Annotated in this window: 12 protein-coding genes, 1 tRNA gene and 3 rRNA genes; 3 read left to right on the top strand and 13 right to left on the bottom strand. The window is 52.8% G+C overall.

Features of this window, described 5'->3' with window-relative positions:
• Nucleotides 1–20 precede the first annotated feature (20 nt).
• Complete coding sequence (gene hemN, locus FA91_RS18875; protein ID WP_034918295.1) at nt 21–1,388, bottom strand: oxygen-independent coproporphyrinogen III oxidase; 1,368 nt, start codon at nt 1,386–1,388, stop codon at nt 21–23.
• Nucleotides 1,389–1,588: 200 nt separating this feature from the next.
• Entirely contained in the window at nt 1,589–2,122 is a 534-nt protein-coding gene (gene yihI / locus FA91_RS18870; protein ID WP_034918293.1) for a Der GTPase-activating protein YihI, read from the bottom strand.
• Between the two features lie 556 nt (nt 2,123–2,678).
• Here yihI and yihA point away from each other — a divergent pair.
• Nucleotides 2,679–3,314 (top strand): ribosome biogenesis GTP-binding protein YihA/YsxC, encoded by a 636-nt coding sequence (yihA, locus tag FA91_RS18865; RefSeq protein ID WP_034918292.1) that lies wholly within the window; start codon nt 2,679–2,681, stop codon nt 3,312–3,314.
• A gap of 385 nt (nt 3,315–3,699) precedes the next feature.
• On the opposite strand, the gene polA is transcribed toward yihA, so the two are convergent.
• From polA to FA91_RS18845, 4 genes are all read right to left on the bottom strand, one after another.
• Nucleotides 3,700–6,492, bottom strand: coding sequence for a DNA polymerase I (gene polA / locus FA91_RS18860; protein ID WP_034918291.1), 2,793 nt, complete (start codon nt 6,490–6,492; stop codon nt 3,700–3,702).
• A gap of 418 nt (nt 6,493–6,910) precedes the next feature.
• A complete protein-coding gene (gene dsbA / locus FA91_RS18855) occupies nt 6,911–7,540 on the bottom strand; it encodes a thiol:disulfide interchange protein DsbA (protein WP_034918290.1) in 630 nt (209 codons plus the stop codon).
• A 47-nt stretch (nt 7,541–7,587) separates the two neighbouring features.
• Nucleotides 7,588–8,580: a serine/threonine protein kinase gene (locus FA91_RS18850; protein ID WP_034918289.1), complete on the bottom strand. Its 993-nt coding sequence runs from the start codon at nt 8,578–8,580 to the stop codon at nt 7,588–7,590.
• Nucleotides 8,581–8,649: 69 nt separating this feature from the next.
• On the bottom strand, nt 8,650–8,919 hold the full coding sequence (locus tag FA91_RS18845) for a YihD family protein (RefSeq protein ID WP_034918288.1): 270 nt from the start codon (nt 8,917–8,919) through the stop codon (nt 8,650–8,652).
• 74 nt (nt 8,920–8,993) lie between these two features.
• Here FA91_RS18845 and mobA point away from each other — a divergent pair, with 74 nt between their 5' ends.
• Nucleotides 8,994–9,572, top strand: a complete 579-nt coding sequence (gene mobA / locus FA91_RS18840; protein ID WP_034918286.1) for a molybdenum cofactor guanylyltransferase MobA — start codon at nt 8,994–8,996, stop codon at nt 9,570–9,572.
• Between the two features lie 144 nt (nt 9,573–9,716).
• Here the strand turns inward: mobA and rrf are convergent.
• The 4 genes from rrf to FA91_RS18820 all read right to left on the bottom strand — a co-directional run bounded on the left by rrf (nt 9,717) and on the right by FA91_RS18820 (nt 14,739).
• A 5S ribosomal RNA gene (rrf, locus tag FA91_RS18835) occupies nt 9,717–9,832 on the bottom strand.
• 76 nt (nt 9,833–9,908) lie between these two features.
• Nucleotides 9,909–12,815: ribosomal RNA gene (locus FA91_RS18830) — 23S ribosomal RNA — on the bottom strand.
• Between the two features lie 219 nt (nt 12,816–13,034).
• Nucleotides 13,035–13,109 (bottom strand) — tRNA-Glu (locus FA91_RS18825).
• An 88-nt stretch (nt 13,110–13,197) separates the two neighbouring features.
• Nucleotides 13,198–14,739: ribosomal RNA gene (locus FA91_RS18820) — 16S ribosomal RNA — on the bottom strand.
• Together the 16S, 23S and 5S rRNA genes with 1 tRNA gene alongside form the textbook arrangement of a ribosomal RNA operon.
• Before the next feature lie 511 nt (nt 14,740–15,250).
• On the opposite strand from FA91_RS18820, the gene mdtD reads away from it, so the two are divergent.
• Nucleotides 15,251–16,657: a multidrug transporter subunit MdtD gene (mdtD, locus tag FA91_RS18815; protein ID WP_034918283.1), complete on the top strand. Its 1,407-nt coding sequence runs from the start codon at nt 15,251–15,253 to the stop codon at nt 16,655–16,657.
• Here mdtD and rbsR read toward each other — a convergent pair.
• Genes rbsR through rbsB form a run of 3 tightly spaced genes read right to left on the bottom strand, consistent with a single transcriptional unit; the run spans nt 16,654 to nt 19,518 of the window.
• A complete protein-coding gene (gene rbsR / locus FA91_RS18810; protein ID WP_034918281.1) occupies nt 16,654–17,655 on the bottom strand; it encodes a ribose operon transcriptional repressor RbsR in 1,002 nt (333 codons plus the stop codon). The two genes, mdtD and rbsR, sit on opposite strands and share 4 nt — an antisense overlap.
• Before the next feature lie 3 nt (nt 17,656–17,658).
• Entirely contained in the window at nt 17,659–18,588 is a 930-nt protein-coding gene (gene rbsK, locus FA91_RS18805; RefSeq protein ID WP_034918278.1) for a ribokinase, read from the bottom strand.
• Between the two features lie 54 nt (nt 18,589–18,642).
• On the bottom strand, nt 18,643–19,518 hold the full coding sequence (gene rbsB, locus FA91_RS18800) for a ribose ABC transporter substrate-binding protein RbsB (RefSeq protein WP_034919575.1): 876 nt from the start codon (nt 19,516–19,518) through the stop codon (nt 18,643–18,645).
• Nucleotides 19,519–19,544: the final 26 nt, after the last annotated feature.

The following is a 19,544-nucleotide window of genomic DNA, read 5'->3' as shown; positions in this document are numbered from 1 at the left end:
GCCGGCGCAAGCCGGCCTTTTTATATGACGCGTGAGAACTTTTGCAGACGCGCCTTTTGCCGCAGATAGACGTCAAAACACATGCAGATATTCCTGATAAGGAGGCGGCCTTTAGGGGTAACCTGAAGCCCTTTGTCATCACGTTTCACCAGCCCGTCACTAATCAGGGGAGCAAGCAGCGCCAGATCGTCGGCGAAATAGTCAGTAAAACCGCCTTCAGGCAGGCTAAAATCGGCAAAATTGAGTGAAAAATTGCAGATTAACGTTTTTATCACATCGCGACGCAGGCAGTCGTCTTCAGAGAGTTTTACGCCTCGCCACAGCGCCGTGCGATGGTCGGCGATATCCGCATAGTATGCCTTCAGCTCTTTCTGATTCTGCGCATAGCTGTCGCCCAGCATGCTGATGGCCGATACACCCATACCGAGCAGATCGCTGTCGCCCTGCGTGGTATAGCCCTGGAAGTTGCGATGAAGTTTGCCTTCGCGTTGGGCGATGGCCAGCTCGTCGTTCGGATGAGCAAAATGATCCATGCCGATGAACTGATAGCCGCCGTGCGTCAGCGTGGCAATGGATTGCTGAAGGATATCAAGCTTTTGCTGCGCGTTCGGCAGGTCAGCTTCTTTGATTTTCCTCTGTGCGGCAAACAGCGCAGGCATGTGCGCATAGTTAAATACGCTGAGCCGATCCGGCCTGAGCCCAATGACTTTTTCAAGCGTGAAGGCGAAGCTTTCAGGCGTTTGCAGCGGCAAGCCGTAGATCAAATCCAGATTGGTAGAGGTGAATCCCAGCGCACGGGCACGATCTACAAGGGCAAATATCGTCTCCTCGTCCTGCACGCGATTCACTTTTTCCTGCACCGCCTTGTTGAAATCCTGCACGCCCATACTCAGGCGATTAAAACCCGCCGCACGTAAATGGTCGAGCACGTCCAGCTCTATTTCACGCGGATCAACCTCAATCGACAGTTCAGCGTTATCGCTAAAATCGAACTGTGTCCGCAGCAGCGTAATTAAACGGGTGATTTGCGTCTTGCTAAGGTAGGTTGGCGTACCGCCGCCCCAGTGCATCTGGCTGACGCTGCGATGGCGAAACAGCGGCGCACGAGCTTTGATTTCATTTTCCAGGGCGTCCAGATATGCATCCGCTTTGTGGTGCTGTCGGGTCACCACCTTGTTGCATCCGCAGAAGTAGCACAGACGATGGCAGAAAGGAATGTGAATATAGAGCGAAAGCGGACGGTCAGGATAGCGCTGTGCCGCCTGTAAAAAGTCCGGTTCGCTGTAATCCTGATGAAATTCCAGAGCGGTGGGATATGAGGTATAGCGCGGGCCAGAGATATTATATTTCTGGATCAGGCTCAAATCCCATTCAATCGTCTGCGTCACGGTAGTCGCTCCTCGTCTGGTTACCGACCGTCTGGTGGATGAACGGTCATTCTGCGCGGCAGGGTCGCGTCAGACGACGTAGTGTAACGAATAGCCCGCCGGGGCTCTGGATTAGAATTCGCGCAAAAATTGATCCAGACCAATTCATTAGCAGAGAAACCTTTTTCCGGGAAAAAGCGGCGTTTGCGCTGCCGCATCTTTTACTTCCCGGCAGAGCCGCCTTTCAGTAAGCGATACATATCTTCTTCCGCTTCTTCGTCTTCCATGTCGTCATCAAGCGCAATACCGAGTTGCTCCATCAGTACATCAATGCGATCGAGTGATTGATCGAGCCAGGCCTGATCGTCTGCCGACAACGTATCGCCATTTTCAAGCCGATCGAGGAGCGTGTCCAACCGCTCGTCATTTTCAAGCATCGCCAGTTCTTCCTCGGCCGACAGAACAGGTTTTGCCGGTTTTGCCTCTTTCTTTGGCTTTAATGGCTTGCTTTCCGCACTGACCGGGCCCAGCGCGACAGGTTTTTTGCTGCCAATGCGCGGATCGGCAACTTTCGCCTCGCCACCGCCCTTCTGCGCCGCCGCTTTCGGGTTCGCTCTGCTGCCAGAAGGATGACCACGGTGCTTTTTGTCGCGTTTCTGCTCACGCGCGGCGACATTTATCTCTTCACGCGAGGGTTTACGTTTGGCTTTTGCCGCCGGTTTTTTATCCAGGGGCTTACGTGCGGGCTGCTTCATGATATTGATCTCAGGGAATGTATATTCAGTATAGAATTGCGGCGGAATCTAGCAGAAAGCAGACAAAGAAAAAAGACGCCAGGTTGCCCTGGCGCCTTTTTTCATCCCTTCGACAGAAGGGTCTGTCTTAATAAGCATCCCTTTTAGCACACAACATCCCGGTTTTCCTTTGCCGTTTCGTTCATGCCTGAACGCTATCCCTTCCATTTAGGTGGGGTCATCCGTAACGCCGCTCCGTCCCTGCTCCGCATCGTCCTGATGCCCTTGAGCGCTTCATCCTGAAGCAAACATTCCATGTTCTGACAACTAATGTAGATGAAATAATGAATCTCACAAGGTAAGCGGGAGAAATATTTCATTATAAAGATAGCCCTATTATTTAATATATTGTTTTATAGGGTTTTTTATTTAAAGAACACGCATAAAATACAGAAACTACTGGCACGAAAAATGGTCAATGTCTCACAAGCCTGAGGCGCCTTAAGAGTCGGTGGCGCGCTTTCATTCCAGACAGGGTATACTCGTCGCAGTTGCCCTTTTATCTGGAGTTTTTATTTTGTCTGGCTGGAATTACCACGTTACTCATTTTGTTACCAGCGCACCTGATATCCGTCATCTTCCTTCTGATACCGGAATTGAAGTGGCGTTTGCCGGACGTTCAAACGCTGGCAAATCCAGCGCGCTTAATACGCTGACTAACCAGAAATCGCTGGCGCGCACCAGTAAAACCCCTGGCCGTACCCAGCTCATTAACCTTTTTCAGATTGCCGAAGGCTATCGCGTGGTCGATTTACCCGGCTATGGCTATGCGGAGGTACCGGAAGAGGTAAAGCTAAAATGGCAGCGCGCATTGGGAGAATACCTTCAGATGCGACAATGCCTGAAAGGCCTGGTCGTGTTAATGGATATCCGTCATCCCATGAAAGATTTGGATCAGCAGATGATTCAGTGGGCCGTTCAGAGTGCGATCCCGGTGCTGGTGCTGTTGACCAAGGCGGACAAGCTTGCTTCCGGCGCGCGTAAAACGCAGTTGAATAAGGTGCGGGAAATGGCGAAAACCTTTGCGGGCGATATTCAGGTGGAGATGTTTTCTTCACTGAAAAAAATTGGCGTTGAGAAGTTGAGTCAGAAACTGGACAGCTGGTTTAGCGAAATCCCACCGGCTGAAAGCGAAGCCGACGTCCTCTCCTGAGCCCTTCCGTTCTTTATGAAGCCCAATAAAAAACGCCCCAGTCATAACGACTGGGGCGGCTAATATTTAGCCAGTTCCGATTACATAAAGTAAACGGTCTGAAAGATAGAACATCTTACCTCTGTACCCTACGAGACAAACTCTACATGATTTTACGGGCGCTCAAAAGGGTTTTTTGTAGTTAGTTTTCACAAAATCAGGCTTTTTATCCCACGCACGTCACATAAAACGGCTTTATCTGTAGCATAATTACAAAAAAAATGCTTTGCAGTGAACCGCTTAGGAAAAATGCCATAATGTCAGGCTGCTGAATCGGTTAACCCTACGATTTACTTATGAATGCGTATTGAGGCGGGTACCCGCCTCGTTAGCGAATTTTCGATAATCAGTGTGCTTCATCCCAATTGTTACCCACGCCGACATCGACATGAAGCGGTACATCCAGTTGCATACTGGATTCCATCAGCTGACGGATTTTCGCCGAAGCCGCTTCCACAGCCGATGATTTGACTTCGAATACAAGTTCATCGTGCACCTGCATGATCATTTTGACTTCAGATGCCATTTCACCCTCCAGCCAGCCATCAACGGCGATCATCGCTTTTTTAATGATATCGGCGGCAGTACCCTGCATCGGCGCATTGATTGCGGCGCGCTCGGCGGCTTTTCGACGCATTGCGTTGCTGGCGTTGATGTCCGGCAGATAGAGACGACGCCCATCCAGCGTAGAGACATAACCCTTTTCCGCCGCCTGCTGACGCGTATTCTCCATGTACTGCAATACGCCCGGATAACGCTCAAAATAGAGATCCATATATTTTCTTGCTTCGCCAGCACCGATATTGAGCTGGCGAGAAAGCCCGAATGCGCTCATGCCGTATATCAGGCCAAAGTTTATCGCCTTAGCACTGCGGCGTTGTTCGCCAGTCACTTTCTCAAGCGACATGCCAAACACCTCTGCGGCTGTCGCCCGGTGGATGTCCTGCCCTTCAGCAAAGGCGTTCAGCAAGCCCTTGTCCTGTGACAGATGCGCCATAATGCGCAATTCGATCTGCGAGTAGTCCGCCGCAACAATTTTGCACGCTTTTGAAGCGACAAAAGCCTGGCGGATACGCCGGCCTTCGTCGTTACGTACCGGGATGTTTTGCAGGTTCGGATCGGTTGAAGAAAGGCGTCCGGTTGCGGTAACGGCCTGATGATAAGAAGTATGCACGCGCCCGCTTATTGGATTTATCATCAGCGGCAGCTTGTCGGTGTAGGTGGATTTCAGCTTCGACAAGCCGCGATGTTCTAAAATGACCTTCGGCAACGGATAATCCAGCGCCAGCTCGGCAAGAACCTCCTCACTGGTGGAAGGCGCGCCGCCCGGCGTTTTTTTGGTGGGCTTTATTCCCTGCTTCTCAAACAGAATATTTTGCAGCTGTTTGGTGGACGAGAGATTAAAAGGCTCACCGGCAAGCTCATGCGCTTTTAATTCTAATTCCGCCAGACGTGATGTTAACTCTTTTGAGTGGGTTGCCAGAATGCCCTGATCGATTAATACGCCATTGCGTTCAATCCGCGAAATCACCTTCACCAGCGGCATTTCAATATTTTCGAAAACCTGCTTTGGCCCCTGCTCTTTCTCCAGGGTCGGCCACATTTTCTCATGCAGCTGGAGCGTAACGTCAGCATCTTCCGCCGCGTAGTGCGCGGCCTGCTCCATCGCAATTTGATTAAAGGTAAGCTGTTTTTTACCTTTGCCGGCAATCTCCTCAAATGACACCGTTTTGTGATTCAGCCAGCGTAAGGCGAGCGTGTCCATATCGTGCCGTCCGACCACGGTATTCAGGGCGTAAGATTCAAGCATGGTGTCAAACTTGATGCCTTCCAGCTCAATATCGTAGTTTTTCAGCACGCCGCGATCGTATTTGAGATTCTGTCCCACTTTGTACAGGCTGGCGTCTTCCAGCAGCGGTTTAAGGCGTGACAGCACGCTGGCGCGATCGAGCTGCTCAGGTGCATCGAGGTAATCATGCGCCACCGGCAGATAGGCCGCTTCGCCGGGTTTGATGGCAAACGAAATTCCAACAATATTGGCGCTAAGCGTATCCAGCGAATCCGTTTCAAGATCAAAAGCAAAGAGCGGACTTTTTTTCAGTTTCGCCAGCCAGTCTTCAAATGTCTTCTCATCAAGGATAGTCACGTATCCATCTGAAGAAAGAATGCTGGTTGCTTCACTTGCCGGTTCCGTGTCGATGCTTTTCGCCAGTGCCTGCTGAGCGGCGGGATTGTTCTTTTTCCCCTGAAGCCATTTCCCTTCTTCAAGATCGGACAGCCAGCGCTTAAATTCATAATGGCGGAACAGAGTAAGCAGCGATTCAACATCAGGCTCGTTGACCGTTAGCTGTTCGCAGGTGAGCTCCAGTTCAACGTCTGTTTTGATCGTCGCCAGTTGATAGGAAAGGAAGGCAACGTCTTTGTTTTGTTCAAGCTTCGCGGCCATCGTTTTTGCGCCGCGGAACGACAAATCGGCCACTTTTTCCAGGTTCTGATAGATCTCTTTCAGGCCGCCCATTCCCTGGAGCAGAGCCTGTGCGGTTTTTTCGCCAACGCCGGGCACGCCGGGAATATTATCCGATGAATCGCCCATCAGCGCCAAAAAATCAATGATAAGCGATGGTGGAATGCCGTATTTCACCGCCACTTCTTCCGGCCCAAGGACCGTATTGTTCATGGTGTTGATCAGCGTAATCTCAGGCGTAACCAATTGCGCCATGTCTTTATCACCGGTGCTGATCAGCACAGATCTGCCGCTCTTCTCAGCTTCCTGCGCAAGCGTACCGATGACGTCATCGGCTTCTACGCCTGATACTGCCAGCAAGGGCAGGCCCATCGCCTGAACCATCTTATGCAGCGGCTCAATCTGCTGGCGCAGATCGTCAGGCATCGGAGGACGATGAGATTTGTAGTGTTCAAAAAGCGTATCGCGGAACGTTTTGCCTTTGGCATCGAAAACCACCGCCACGTGAGTCGGCTTGTATTGTAAAAGCAGGCTGCGAAGCATATTCAGCACGCCGTACATCGCGCCTGTGGGTTCCCCTGCGCTGTTAGTCAGAGGCGGGAAAGCATGATAAGCGCGATACAAATAGGAGGAACCGTCTACAAGGATCAACGGATTTTCTGCGATTTGAGCCATAGGTCTTCACATTCTTCAGTGGTTTATTCAATAACGTAAGGATGCCACAGCTGGCTATAAAAGATGAAATAACTCTCGGGATTTACTTATCTTACAAGCGAAATTTGCGTAAAAGCGCGCAACAAAACCTGTGGATAAGTTTGTGCGTAAATTTGCTAAGATAATTTTACAAACAGGATATGATATCGCCGCGGTAACAAAATTATATAAATTACAATATGTTATAAAAGTATCGCTGGTTTTAATCTGGAGTGAATTTGATTGGGATTATGTGGATATTTATTATTATGAAGCAAGCTTTTACAGAATTTCGTCCTGACAATTTTGCCAAAGCGTGAACAATTATACCGCTAAGGTCATAGCGGCTATCTTAAAGCTTATAACGCCAGCGGCGGGCTGGCGTTATAAGCATAGTCGTTTATTTTTTAGTCAGCAGGAATTTTACGACATTCGCGTACTGCTGGACGTAATTTTCCATTGAACTGGTGTCGAGACCACCGTTGTTGACCATATATTTGCCGTTAACAAACATCGCTGGCACACCGCGTAGATCGACATCGGCAGCCGCTTTCTCCTGCTGCGCCACAAGAGATTTCACCACGAAGCTGTTCCAGGCCGCATCGTACTCTTCCGGTTTGATTTCCGCCGCTTTGACGAAAGCCGCTTTCAGGCTGGCCGGATCGGTAATCGTCTGGGTTTTCTGAATACCCTCAAAGATTGGCGCGGTCACTTTCTCTTCCACGCCCAGCGCCATCGCGACGGCCCATGCCTGCGTTACGGTTTTACCCATGTCGCCGCCGAGAAACTCAACGTGATATTTGGTGACTTTAGTATCAGCCGGCAGGTTTTTCTTCACGGTGTCGCTGATGTGCCACACACGTTCAAATTCATAACAGTGAGGGCAATAGAAGGAGAAGAACTCCATCACCTGCGGCTCGCCGGTGGCAGCTTTCGGTATCGTCACGAACTCTTTGCCCTCTGTGAACTGGGCGGCGGACGCGCTGAAAGCCAGAACCATACCAACCAACGCAAACCAAATCTTTTTCATTACCGAATTTTCTCCTAACAGCGAAAGAGGCAGACCGGAAAAAGCGATCAGCCCTGAAATGCAGACATCAGTTGCAGAGGCGGATCCTGCAATAACCTTGCCTGCTCGTTAAAAATCGTTATCTGCCTGCGCCAGAAATCTTCATCCGTCATCCACGGAAAGCTGGCCGGAAAAGCCGGATCGTCCCAGCGACGAACGACCCACGCCAGATAATAGACCATCCGCATGGCGCGGAGAGGCTCAATTAGCGCAAGTTCACGCGTATCGAACTCACTGAATTCGCCGTAGGCTTCCAGCAGGATATCCCACTGGATCCGCTGTTCCTGCGTATCTCCGTTAACCAGCATCCATAAGTCCTGTACGGCAGGCCCGTTACGCGCATCATCCAGGTCGACGAATAGCGGGCCGTCACGCCATAAAATATTGCCCGGATGGCAGTCGCCATGCAGACGCAGCGGCTGCCACTGAGTATGCCAGTATTTTTGTAAAGTTGTGCCGATAAGCCGCACGCTGTCTGTTAAATTTTCTTTCAGCCTGCGCGGTATCAGGGTGCATGCTTCAAGCACCTGGAGCGGCAAATCAATATATTCGCTTAATCCCATATCCGGCCGCTGGTGAAACGTCTTTTTCCGTCCAGTTTGATGGATGCGCCCAAGGAAGCGGCCCACCCACTCCAGATGATCGTAATTATCGGTTTCGTACTGTCTGCCTCCCAGGCTTGGGAAAATGGCATAACGATAACCTTCATAGTGATGAAGCGTCTTTCCCTGTAGCAATAACGGCGCGGCAACCGGCACCTCGTCATCCATAAGCTCACGCGTAAAATCGTGTTCTTCGATGATTTGACCATCCGACCACCGCTGTGGACGGTAAAATTTCACCACGTACCGCTTTCTGTCCTCATCAGAAAACTGATATACCCGATTTTCATAGCTGTTCAGCGCCGTTAAGCCTGATTCGACGCGGATCCCCGTATCCCAAAGCGCATCAAGGATGGTGTCGGGATTAAGATTCTGAAAGTTAAAGGCGGGATCGTGCATCTGATATACTCACAGGTAATCGGAAAGAGAGCGGTGAAGGATACCATTATAGGTCTGAACCAGGCAGATTTAATCCTTAATCACGCCTCGCGCACGTAGAAGAGCGGTTTTAAAATCTTCCTCATAGTCTTTTTTTAGTCCGGGAATTTCTTCATTTTTATCCGACCCGCGCATTTTGAGATGATAGATCAAGACGTCGTCCGTTAATGCATCAATCGGCTCTTTAAAACCCGCTTCCGTGGCAAGTTTCTGTAAGAATTGCACAAGGTTGAGATCGGGCTCCTGCTGCCAGGCCGGTTGTAAAAGTGAAATCAGTTCATTTAAACGATGGCATTTCATACGCTAACTCCTGTTATATACGATTCTGTTACGGTAGCAGGGTTAAAACCACATTAAAAGAGAGTGTTTGTGCAATGCGTTTACAGCAAACTATTGCTTCCGTTTCCGGTGTCATTCTGGCTGGCGGTAAAGGAAGCCGTATGGGAGGTAAAGATAAGGGCCTGATACTTTATCAGGGGAAGCCGCTTTATCAACATGTCGTCACGCGTCTGACGCCTCAGGTGGCGCGCATTTATATCAGCGCTAATCGCAATCTGACGCGTTATCAGCAAAGTGGTCTGCCTGTTTTAATGGATAAGCTACCGGATTTCCCTGGGCCGCTGGCGGGAATGCTGACAGCCATGCAAAGTATTAATGCCGAATGGCTGTTTTTTTCTCCCTGCGATACGCCCGCTTTACCTGCTAATGTTGTTTCCCGATTATGGGAAGAGAAAAGAAACTCACGCGCGGTTTGGGCCTGTGCGGAGGGTCGCGATCACCCAGCCATCGCGCTGATGCATGCCAGCCTTGCCGATGATCTCGCTAATTATCTGGCATGCGGAGAGCGCAGAGTGATGGTGTTTCTGAGGCAAGCGGGCGGCCATTCAGTGCCCTTTGATCGTTGCGCTGAAGCATTCGCTAACATTAACCTTCCCGAAGATCTTTTATCATGAAGGATAAACCGTCCGCTTTCGCTGTTATCGCGAAGTAGTGCACTGCTTGAGACGCTGAAAAGTTGAACCGGTGTAATATGTCCTGGCGATGCATAAACGAAAAAAGCCTCATGCTTTCGCATGAGGCTTTTCCGTCTGTATGATGCCTGGCAGTTCCCTACTCTCACATGGGGAGACCCCACACTACCATCGGCGCTACGGCGTTTCACTTCTGAGTTCGGCATGGGGTCAGGTGGGACCACCGCGCTAAAGCCGCCAGGCAAATTCTGTTATCCGGAACATCCGCTGAAAATTCGTCTTCGTCTCTCAATACCACCAGAACGCTTCTGGCGTTGTAAGGTTAAGCCTCTCGGGTCATTAGTACCGGTCAGCTCAACGCATCGCTGCGCTTACACATCCGGCCTATCAACGTCGTCGTCTTCAACGTCCCTTCAGGAGTCGCAAGGACTCAGGGAGAACTCATCTCGAGGCTGGTTTCGCGCTTAGATGCTTTCAGCGCTTATCCGTTCCGCACTTAGCTACCGGGCAGTGCCATTGGCATGACAACCCGTACACCAGTGGTGCGTTCACTCCGGTCCTCTCGTACTGGGAGCAAACCCTCTCAATTCTCCAGCGCCCACGGCAGATAGGGACCGAACTGTCTCACGACGTTCTAAACCCAGCTCGCGTACCACTTTAAACGGCGAACAGCCGTACCCTTGGGACCTGCTACAGCCCCAGGATGTGATGAGCCGACATCGAGGTGCCAAACACCGCCGTCGATATGAACTCTTGGGCGGTATCAGCCTGTTATCCCCGGAGTACCTTTTATCCGTTGAGCGATGGCCCTTCCATTCAGAACCACCGGATCACTAAGACCTGCTTTCGCACCTGCTCGAGCCGTCACTCTCGCAGTCAAACTGGCTTATGCCTTTGCACTAACCTCACGATGTCCGACCGTGATTAGCCAATCTTCGTGCTCCTCCGTTACGCTTTGGGAGGAGACCGCCCCAGTCAAACTACCCACCAGACACTGTCCCCGCGCCGGATCACGGCGCAAGGTTAGAACACCAAACATTAAAGGGTGGTATTTCAAGGATGGCTCCGCGCAGACTGGCGTCCACGCTTCAAAGCCTCCCACCTATCCTGCACATCAAGGCTCAGTGTTCAGTGTCAAGCTGTAGTAAAGGTTCACGGGGTCTTTCCGTCTTGCCGCGGGTACACTGCATCTTCACAGCGAGTTCAATTTCACTGAGTCCCGGGTGGAGACAGCCTGGCCATCATTACGCCATTCGTGCAGGTCGGAACTTACCCGACAAGGAATTTCGCTACCTTAGGACCGTTATAGTTACGGCCGCCGTTTACCGGGGCTTCGATCAAAAGCTTCTCCTTACGGATAACCTCATCAATTAACCTTCCGGCACCGGGCAGGCGTCACACCGTATACGTCCACTTTCGTGTTTGCACAGTGCTGTGTTTTTAATAAACAGTTGCAGCCAGCTGGTATCTTCGACTGGCTTCAGCTCCGTCAGCAAGTGACTTCACCTACGCACCAGCGTGCCTTCTCCCGAAGTTACGGCACCATTTTGCCTAGTTCCTTCACCCGGGTTCTCTCAAGCGCCTTGGTATTCTCTACCTGACCACCTGTGTCGGTTTGGGGTACGATTCTGTGTTACCTGATGCTTAGAGGCTTTTCCTGGAAGCAGGGCATTTGTTGCTTCAGCACCGTGGTGCCTCGTCATCACGCCTCAGTGTAAAGTGAACCGGATTTGCCTGGAACACACACCTACACGCTTAAACCGGGACTACCGTCGCCCGGCCAACATAGCCTTCTCCGTCCCCCCTTCGCAGTAACACCGAGTACAGGAATATTAACCTGTTTCCCATCGACTACGCCTTTCGGCCTCGCCTTAGGGGTCGACTCACCCTGCCCCGATTAACGTTGGACAGGAACCCTTGGTCTTCCGGCGAGCGGGCTTTTCACCCGCTTTATCGTTACTTATGTCAGCATTCGCACTTCTGATACCTCCAGCAGACCTCACAGTCCACCTTCGACGGCTTACAGAACGCTCCCCTACCCAACAACGCATTCACGTCGCTGCCGCAGCTTCGGTGCATGGTTTAGCCCCGTTACATCTTCCGCGCAGGCCGACTCGACCAGTGAGCTATTACGCTTTCTTTAAATGATGGCTGCTTCTAAGCCAACATCCTGGCTGTCTGGGCCTTCCCACATCGTTTCCCACTTAACCATGACTTTGGGACCTTAGCTGGCGGTCTGGGTTGTTTCCCTCTTCACGACGGACGTTAGCACCCGCCGTGTGTCTCCCGTGATAACATTCTCCGGTATTCGCAGTTTGCATCGGGTTGGTAAGCCGGGATGGCCCCCTAGCCGAAACAGTGCTCTACCCCCGGAGATGAATTCACGAGGCGCTACCTAAATAGCTTTCGGGGAGAACCAGCTATCTCCCGGTTTGATTGGCCTTTCACCCCCAGCCACAGGTCATCCGCTGATTTTTCAACATCAGTCGGTTCGGTCCTCCAGTTAGTGTTACCCAACCTTCAACCTGCCCATGGCTAGATCACCGGGTTTCGGGTCTGTACCCTGCAACTTAACGCCCGGTTAAGACTCGGTTTCCCTTCGGCTCCCCTATACGGTTAACCTTGCTACAGAATACAAGTCGCTGACCCATTATACAAAAGGTACGCAGTCACCCCATAAATGAGGCTCCCACTGCTTGTACGTACACGGTTTCAGGTTCTGTTTCACTCCCCTCGCCGGGGTTCTTTTCGCCTTTCCCTCACGGTACTGGTTCACTATCGGTCAGTCAGGAGTATTTAGCCTTGGAGGATGGTCCCCCCATATTCAGACAGGATACCACGTGTCCCGCCCTACTCTTCGAACTCACAACGGCTGCATCTTCGTGTACGGGACTTTCACCCTGTATCGTGCGACTTTCCAGACGCTTCCACTGACGCAACCGCTGATGATGGTTCCGGGCTCCTCCCCGTTCGCTCGCCGCTACTGGGGGAATCTCGGTTGATTTCTTTTCCTCGGGGTACTTAGATGTTTCAGTTCCCCCGGTTCGCCTCGCAACACTATGTATTCATGTTGCGATGATGCAACGGATTGCACCGGGTTTCCCCATTCGGGTATCGTCGGGTATAACGGTTCATATCACCTTACCGACGCTTATCGCAGATTAGCACGCCCTTCATCGCCTCTGACTGCCAGGGCATCCACCGTGTACGCTTCGTCACTTAACCTCACAACCCACAAGCGTCCCGGAGGACACATGCTGTTGCAGGCATTTGAGAGACCCGACCATAGTGTTTGTGCCACTCTTTATACGCAGAGTGACCCACTATGTCGTTTTCAAATTTTCAGCTTGTTCCGGATTGTTAAAGAGCAAATATCACAAAGCCGACTTGATTAAGTCAGTTTTGGGATACGGTTGGTTGTGTCTTTCACCCACAGCCGGCAAGTGGCGTCCCCTAGGGGATTCGAACCCCTGTTGCCGCCGTGAAAGGGCGGAGTCCTAACCGCTAGACGAAGGGGACACAGCGTGTCTCGACTTCGCAGCCGTCTTGCTCATTCACATCTATCAGACAATCTGTTGTGGACACTGCGCAAAAAAGTATCTTCTGGTAAGGAGGTGATCCAACCGCAGGTTCCCCTACGGTTACCTTGTTACGACTTCACCCCAGTCATGAATCACAAAGTGGTAAGCGCCCTCCCGAAGGTTAAGCTACCTACTTCTTTTGCAACCCACTCCCATGGTGTGACGGGCGGTGTGTACAAGGCCCGGGAACGTATTCACCGTGGCATTCTGATCCACGATTACTAGCGATTCCGACTTCACGGAGTCGGGTTGCAGACTCCGATCCGGACTACGACGCACTTTATGAGGTCCGCTTGCTCTCGCGAGGTCGCTTCTCTTTGTATGCGCCATTGTAGCACGTGTGTAGCCCTGGTCGTAAGGGCCATGATGACTTGACGTCATCCCCACCTTCCTCCGGTTTATCACCGGCAGTCTCCTTTGAGTTCCCGACCGAATCGCTGGCAACAAAGGATAAGGGTTGCGCTCGTTGCGGGACTTAACCCAACATTTCACAACACGAGCTGACGACAGCCATGCAGCACCTGTCTCACGGTTCCCGAAGGCACTCAGGCATCTCTGCCCGATTCCGTGGATGTCAAGACCAGGTAAGGTTCTTCGCGTTGCATCGAATTAAACCACATGCTCCACCGCTTGTGCGGGCCCCCGTCAATTCATTTGAGTTTTAACCTTGCGGCCGTACTCCCCAGGCGGTCGATTTAACGCGTTAGCTACGGAAGCCACGAGTCAAGCTCACAGCCTCCAAATCGACATCGTTTACGGCGTGGACTACCAGGGTATCTAATCCTGTTTGCTCCCCACGCTTTCGCACCTGAGCGTCAGTCTTCGTCCAGGGGGCCGCCTTCGCCACCGGTATTCCTCCAGATCTCTACGCATTTCACCGCTACACCTGGAATTCCACCCCCCTCTACGAGACTCAAGCCTGCCAGTTTCAAATGCAGTTCCCGGGTTGAGCCCGGGGATTTCACATCTGACTTAACAGACCGCCTGCGTGCGCTTTACGCCCAGTAATTCCGATTAACGCTTGCACCCTCCGTATTACCGCGGCTGCTGGCACGGAGTTAGCCGGTGCTTCTTCTGCGGGTAACGTCAATGTGAAAAGTTATTCGCTCTTCACCCTTCCTCCCCGCTGAAAGTACTTTACAACCCGAAGGCCTTCTTCATACACGCGGCATGGCTGCATCAGGCTTGCGCCCATTGTGCAATATTCCCCACTGCTGCCTCCCGTAGGAGTCTGGACCGTGTCTCAGTTCCAGTGTGGCTGGTCATCCTCTCAGACCAGCTAGGGATCGTCGCCCTGGTGAGCCGTTACCTCACCAGCTGGCTAATCCCATCTGGGTTCATCCGGTAGTGTGAGGCCCGAAGGTCCCCCACTTTGCTCTTGCGAGATTATGCGGTATTAGCCACCGTTTCCAGTGGTTATCCCCCTCTACCGGGCAGATCCCCAGACATTACTCACCCGTCCGCCACTCGTCACCCGAGGAGCAAGCTCCTCTGTGCTACCGTTCGACTTGCATGTGTTAGGCCTGCCGCCAGCGTTCAATCTGAGCCATGATCAAACTCTTCAATTAAAGTCTGATTTGCCATCACGTGGATGGCGATGCTCTGTGAATTAAAACGTCGTAATGAATTACGTGTTCACTCAACAAAGACTTGATAGTTCATCTGCCCGAAGGCTGTGATATCAATCCTGCGAGTGCCCACACAGATTGTCTGATAAATTGTTAAAGAGCAGTGCCACATATCTCGTGTGGCGCGGGGTGCAGATAATACGCTTTCCCGCTGAAGAGTCAAGAGTTTTTTCTCTTTTCTCTTCCTGAACCGGCGACCGTCAGGCCGTTGTTCCGTGTCAGTGGTGGCGCATTATAGGGACTTCCCTGCGGCAGACAAGCGCAATTTGCAAAAAAATGTCTGACCGTCTTTTTTTTCACCAAAAGGTAAAAAAAGCAGCGTTTTTCGCTCATTTTCTATCAGCCTGACGCTATTCCACACTTTTCATCGCCACAGACTCTCTCTTCGGGATGCTATTCTTTCTTCTACTTATTACGGCGCAGCCGCAAAATAATCGAAAAAGGACGCCCAATGATAAAATCCGCGCGCAGTATGGCCGGACTTCCGTGGATCGCCGCCATGGCCTTTTTTATGCAGGCGCTGGATGCCACGATACTGAACACCGCCCTTCCCGCTATTGCCCGAAGCCTGAACCGCTCGCCGCTGGCTATGCAATCTGCCGTTATCAGCTACACCCTAACTGTTGCCATGCTGATCCCGGTGAGCGGCTGGCTGGCGGATCGTTTCGGCACGCGTAAGGTGTTCATTATTGCGGTTTCGCTTTTTACACTGGGTTCGCTGGCCTGCGCGCTGTCGAACTCCCTGACGATGCTGGTCAGCTTCAGGGTGATGCAGGGCATTGGCGGCGCAATGATGATGCCGGTTGCCAGGCTGGCGCTGTTGAGAGCCTATCCGCGCAGCGAACTGCTGCCTGTGCTGAACTTTGTTACCATGCCCGGCCTGATTGGTCCGGTTCTGGGCCCGATGCTGGGCGGCATTCTGGTCACCTGGGCCACCTGGCACTGGATCTTTCTGATTAATATTCCCATGGGCGTGCTGGGTATTATCTATGCCAGAAAATATATGCCTGATTTCACCACGCCAAAACGCCGCTTCGACTTAATCGGTTTTATCCTCTTCGGCTTTGGCCTGGTGCTGCTCTCCAGCGGCATTGAGCTGTTCGGCGAGAGGATTGTCGCCACCAGCATCGCCGTGGCGGTAACGTTCGGCGGCGTACTGTTGCTGCTTCTTTATATCTTCCACGCGCGCCGCGCTTCCACCCCGCTTATTCCACTGCCGATGTTCAGGACGCGTACCTTTTCGGTGGGGATTCTCGGTAATGTCGCGTCGCGCCTTGGAACCGGCTGTGTGCCCTTTCTGATGCCGCTGATGCTTCAGGTCGGTTTTGGCTATTCGGCGCTGCTGGCGGGCTGCATGATGGCGCCGACGGCGTTAGGATCGCTGCTTGCCAAGTCGATGGTGACGCAGGTGTTGCGCTGGTTCGGATACCGCAACACGCTGGTGTGGATTAGCGTTATTATCGGCGCGCTGATTGCTTCTTTCGCCTTACAGACGCCGGCGATGGGTCTGGCACTGCTGCTGCTGCCGCTTTTCGTTCTTGGCATGGCCATGTCCACACAGTTTACCGCGATGAACACCATTACCCTGGCCGATTTGAATGACGCCAACGCCAGCAGCGGCAACAGCATGCTGGCGGTCACTCAGCAGATCGCCATCGGTTTTGGCGTGGCGGTGAGCGCGGCGGTGCTGCGATTCTATGAAAATTTCGACGGCAGTACCGAACAGCATTTCCACGCCACCTTCCTGACGATGGGACTATTGACGGTGATCTCAGGCCTGGTGTTCAGGATGCTTAAACCTGGCGACGGTCGCCATCTGATCAGCAATCGGGAAAAACGCAAAAAAAGCGCTGTTTAACGCTGGCTGACCGAGCCACGCTCAATCAGCTCAGGCGTCAGCACCAGCAGTTGCTGGCTGGCGTCAGGGCTGGCCATGCGATGAATAAGCGTATCAATGGCCAGCTCGCCCAGTTCATCTTTAGGTTGATGAATGGTGGTCAGCGGCGGCGACATATAGCGCGCCAGTTCAATATCATCATAGCCAATCACCGCGATATCCTGCGGTACTGATAGTCCCGCCTGATAGAGCGCGTGATAAACCCCTACCGCCATTGCGTCATTGCTGGTGAATACCGCCTCGGGCAGGGGACGACGCGTCAGCAATTCCGTCATGGCATGAAAACCGCCCTGGAACTCCAGATCGCCGCTAACAATATAGTCGGATGACACCGGCAGACCGGCCAGTGCCATCGCTTTGCGAAAGCCTTCCAGACGCAGTCGTGCAGGCGTTTTATCCTGCGGCCCGGCAATGCAGGCAATGCGCCGGTAGCCGCGCGCGATCAGAAACTGCGTTGCCATCTCGCCGCCCAGCAGCGAGTTGTCCTGAATGATGTCGCTGCCGCCATCAAAAGGCGACCAGTCCATCATCACCGAAGGAATCGAAGGATAACGATGGAGAAGAGCCGCGGAGGGAATATGGCTTTCGTTACACATAATCAGCAGACCGTCGACGCGCTTTTGCAGCAGCGTTTCCAGACTGCGATTCATGCGATCCTCATCGCCTTCGGTGTTGCATAATATCAGGCTGTAGCCGCGCTCGTAGCAGCTACGCTCCACGCCGCGCACCACTTCTGAATAGAACGGGTTGCTGCTGGCCGTCAGAAGCATACCGATGGTGCGCGTTTGATTGATTTTCAAACTGCGGGCCAGCGCGGAGGGCGCGTAGTTCAGCTCCGCAATGGCGGCGGTGATCTTTTCCCGTACCGCTTCACTGACGAAGCGATTGTTATTAATGACGTGAGAAACGGTGGACGTGGATACGCCCGCGCGTCGTGCAACGTCCTTCATCGTAGCCAAGCGCTACCCCTGTTGTTGTAAAAACTGGTCGATTTCAGTGCGCCACGGTACTGAAGGCTGCGCGCCATGTCGCGTTACTGCGATAGCGGCGGCGGCATGCGCGAAACGCACCGCGTCAATCATCGGTTTCTTTTCCAGCAAAGCGGTAATCAACGCGCCGTTGAAGGTATCGCCCGCCGCGATGGTATCCACCGCCTGAACGTTGAAGCCAGCAATTCGCTGACCGCTGCCATTCTCGCTCAGCCAGACACCGCGGCGGCCAAGCGTAATCAGCACGCTGGCGATGCCTTTGTCATGCAAAACCGTCGCCGCGCGGGCTGCGGATTCGTCAGAGTCGATATGCACGCCGGTAAGGATTTCCGCTTCCGTTTCGTTTGGGGTGATCATATCCACCAGCGCCAGCATCTCATCGGAAAGCTTAACGGCCGGTGCCGGGTTGAGGATCACTCGCGTGTTGTGCTGATGCGCGAGCTTCGCGGCGGCGAGTACGCTGTCAAGCGGCGACTCAAGCTGCATCAGTAGCGCGTCGGCATCGGCAATTACCTGCTGATGCTTCCCGATACGCGCCGTGGTCAGTGCCGCGTTAGCGCCCGCGTGAATGGCAATACAGTTCTCACCCGCACCGTTAACAAAAATCAGCGCCACGCCGGTGGATTCATTCGCCACTGCGTCAACGGACGCGGTATCGATGTGGTCATCAGCAAGCTGAGTGCGAATACGCTGCCCGATATCATCATCGCCCACGCAGGCAATAAAAGCGATGTCTGCGCCGCTGCGCCCGGCGGCCACCGCCTGGTTGGCGCCTTTCCCGCCAAATGCCACCTGATACTGCTTCCCGATCACCGTTTCACCTGGCCGCGGAAACTGAGCAAGATTGAGGATATGATCTGCGTTGATGCTGCCAAGCACGGCCAGCCTGCCGGTTTTTTTCATCAAGGTATCGTCCTGAAAAAGGCGCCGCCGTTAAAAGGCGACGCATGACGTCTGTTATTTCGTTACCAGCTTCAGATCAACCGGGTTAATCGCCTGAACTTTCTGGCCCTTCAACACTTTATCAGCGGTCTGCACGCCAATAACGCCGATCTGCTCCGGCTGCTGCGCCACGGTAGCAGCCAGTTTGCCGCCCTCAACGGCTTTTACGCCATCGGCGGTGCCGTCAAAACCCACCACCACAACGTCTGATTTACCGGCCGTCTGCAACGCACGCATTGCACCCAGCGCCATTTCGTCGTTTTGCGCAAACACCGCCTGCACGTCAGGATGCGCGGTCAGCAGGTTCTGCATCACGTTCAGCCCTTTAGTGCGATCGAAATCCGCTGGCTGGCTGGCAAGAATGTTGAATTTGTGCGCGTCAGCGGCGGTCTTAAAGCCTTCGCCGCGCTCGCGTGCGGCAGAGGTGCCCGCAATGCCGGCAAGCTCAATGATTTTGGCGTTCTCGCCAACTTTCTTCGCGATAAAGTCGCCGGCCATTTTACCACCAAAGCGGTTGTCAGAAGCTACGTGGCTGACGACGACGCCCTGGGATGCCACACGGTCAAGGGTGATCACCGGGATTTTAGACTGATTAGCCATTTTCACCGCGTTGCCCACCGCATCAGAATCAGTCGGGTTAATCAGCAGCAGTTTAGTGCCGCGCACGGTCAGATCCTGCACGTTGGCCAGCTCTTTCGCCGGGTTGTTTTGCGAATCCAGCACCACCAGGTTGTAGCCCAGCTTATCGGCTTCTTTCTGCGCGCCGTCTTTCAATGAAACGAAAAACGGATTGTTAAGGGTGGATACCACCAGCGCGATAGTCTCTTTCGCCATCGCATTAGCGCTCAGCGTGGCGCCGAGCAGAACAGCAAGTGCAGTCAGTTTAGTCATTTTCATCATCAGTTCCTGTAGGGAGA

The sequence above is a fragment of the Erwinia sp. 9145 genome, from assembly GCF_000745075.1.
Lineage (GTDB): Bacteria > Pseudomonadota > Gammaproteobacteria > Enterobacterales > Enterobacteriaceae > Erwinia > Erwinia oleae.
The sequence above is the reverse complement of the archived record's forward strand: the minus strand, read 5'-3'. Positions and strand labels throughout refer to the sequence as shown.

What these genes read in the sequence shown, in the direction of transcription:
- yihI (WP_034918293.1), bottom strand. Translation starts at nt 2,122, where the DNA reads ATGAAGCAGCCCGCACGTAAGCCCCTGGATAAAAAACCGGCGGCAAAA.
- polA (WP_034918291.1), bottom strand. Translation starts at nt 6,492, where the DNA reads ATGGCTCAAATCGCAGAAAATCCGTTGATCCTTGTAGACGGTTCCTCC.
- dsbA (WP_034918290.1), bottom strand. Translation starts at nt 7,540, where the DNA reads ATGAAAAAGATTTGGTTTGCGTTGGTTGGTATGGTTCTGGCTTTCAGC.
- FA91_RS18850 (WP_034918289.1), bottom strand. Translation starts at nt 8,580, where the DNA reads ATGCACGATCCCGCCTTTAACTTTCAGAATCTTAATCCCGACACCATC.
- FA91_RS18845 (WP_034918288.1), bottom strand. Translation starts at nt 8,919, where the DNA reads ATGAAATGCCATCGTTTAAATGAACTGATTTCACTTTTACAACCGGCC.
- mobA (WP_034918286.1), top strand. Translation starts at nt 8,994, where the DNA reads ATGCGTTTACAGCAAACTATTGCTTCCGTTTCCGGTGTCATTCTGGCT.
- mdtD (WP_034918283.1), top strand. Translation starts at nt 15,251, where the DNA reads ATGATAAAATCCGCGCGCAGTATGGCCGGACTTCCGTGGATCGCCGCC.
- rbsK (WP_034918278.1), bottom strand. Translation starts at nt 18,588, where the DNA reads ATGAAAAAAACCGGCAGGCTGGCCGTGCTTGGCAGCATCAACGCAGAT.
- rbsB (WP_034919575.1), bottom strand. Translation starts at nt 19,518, where the DNA reads ATGACTAAACTGACTGCACTTGCTGTTCTGCTCGGCGCCACGCTGAGC.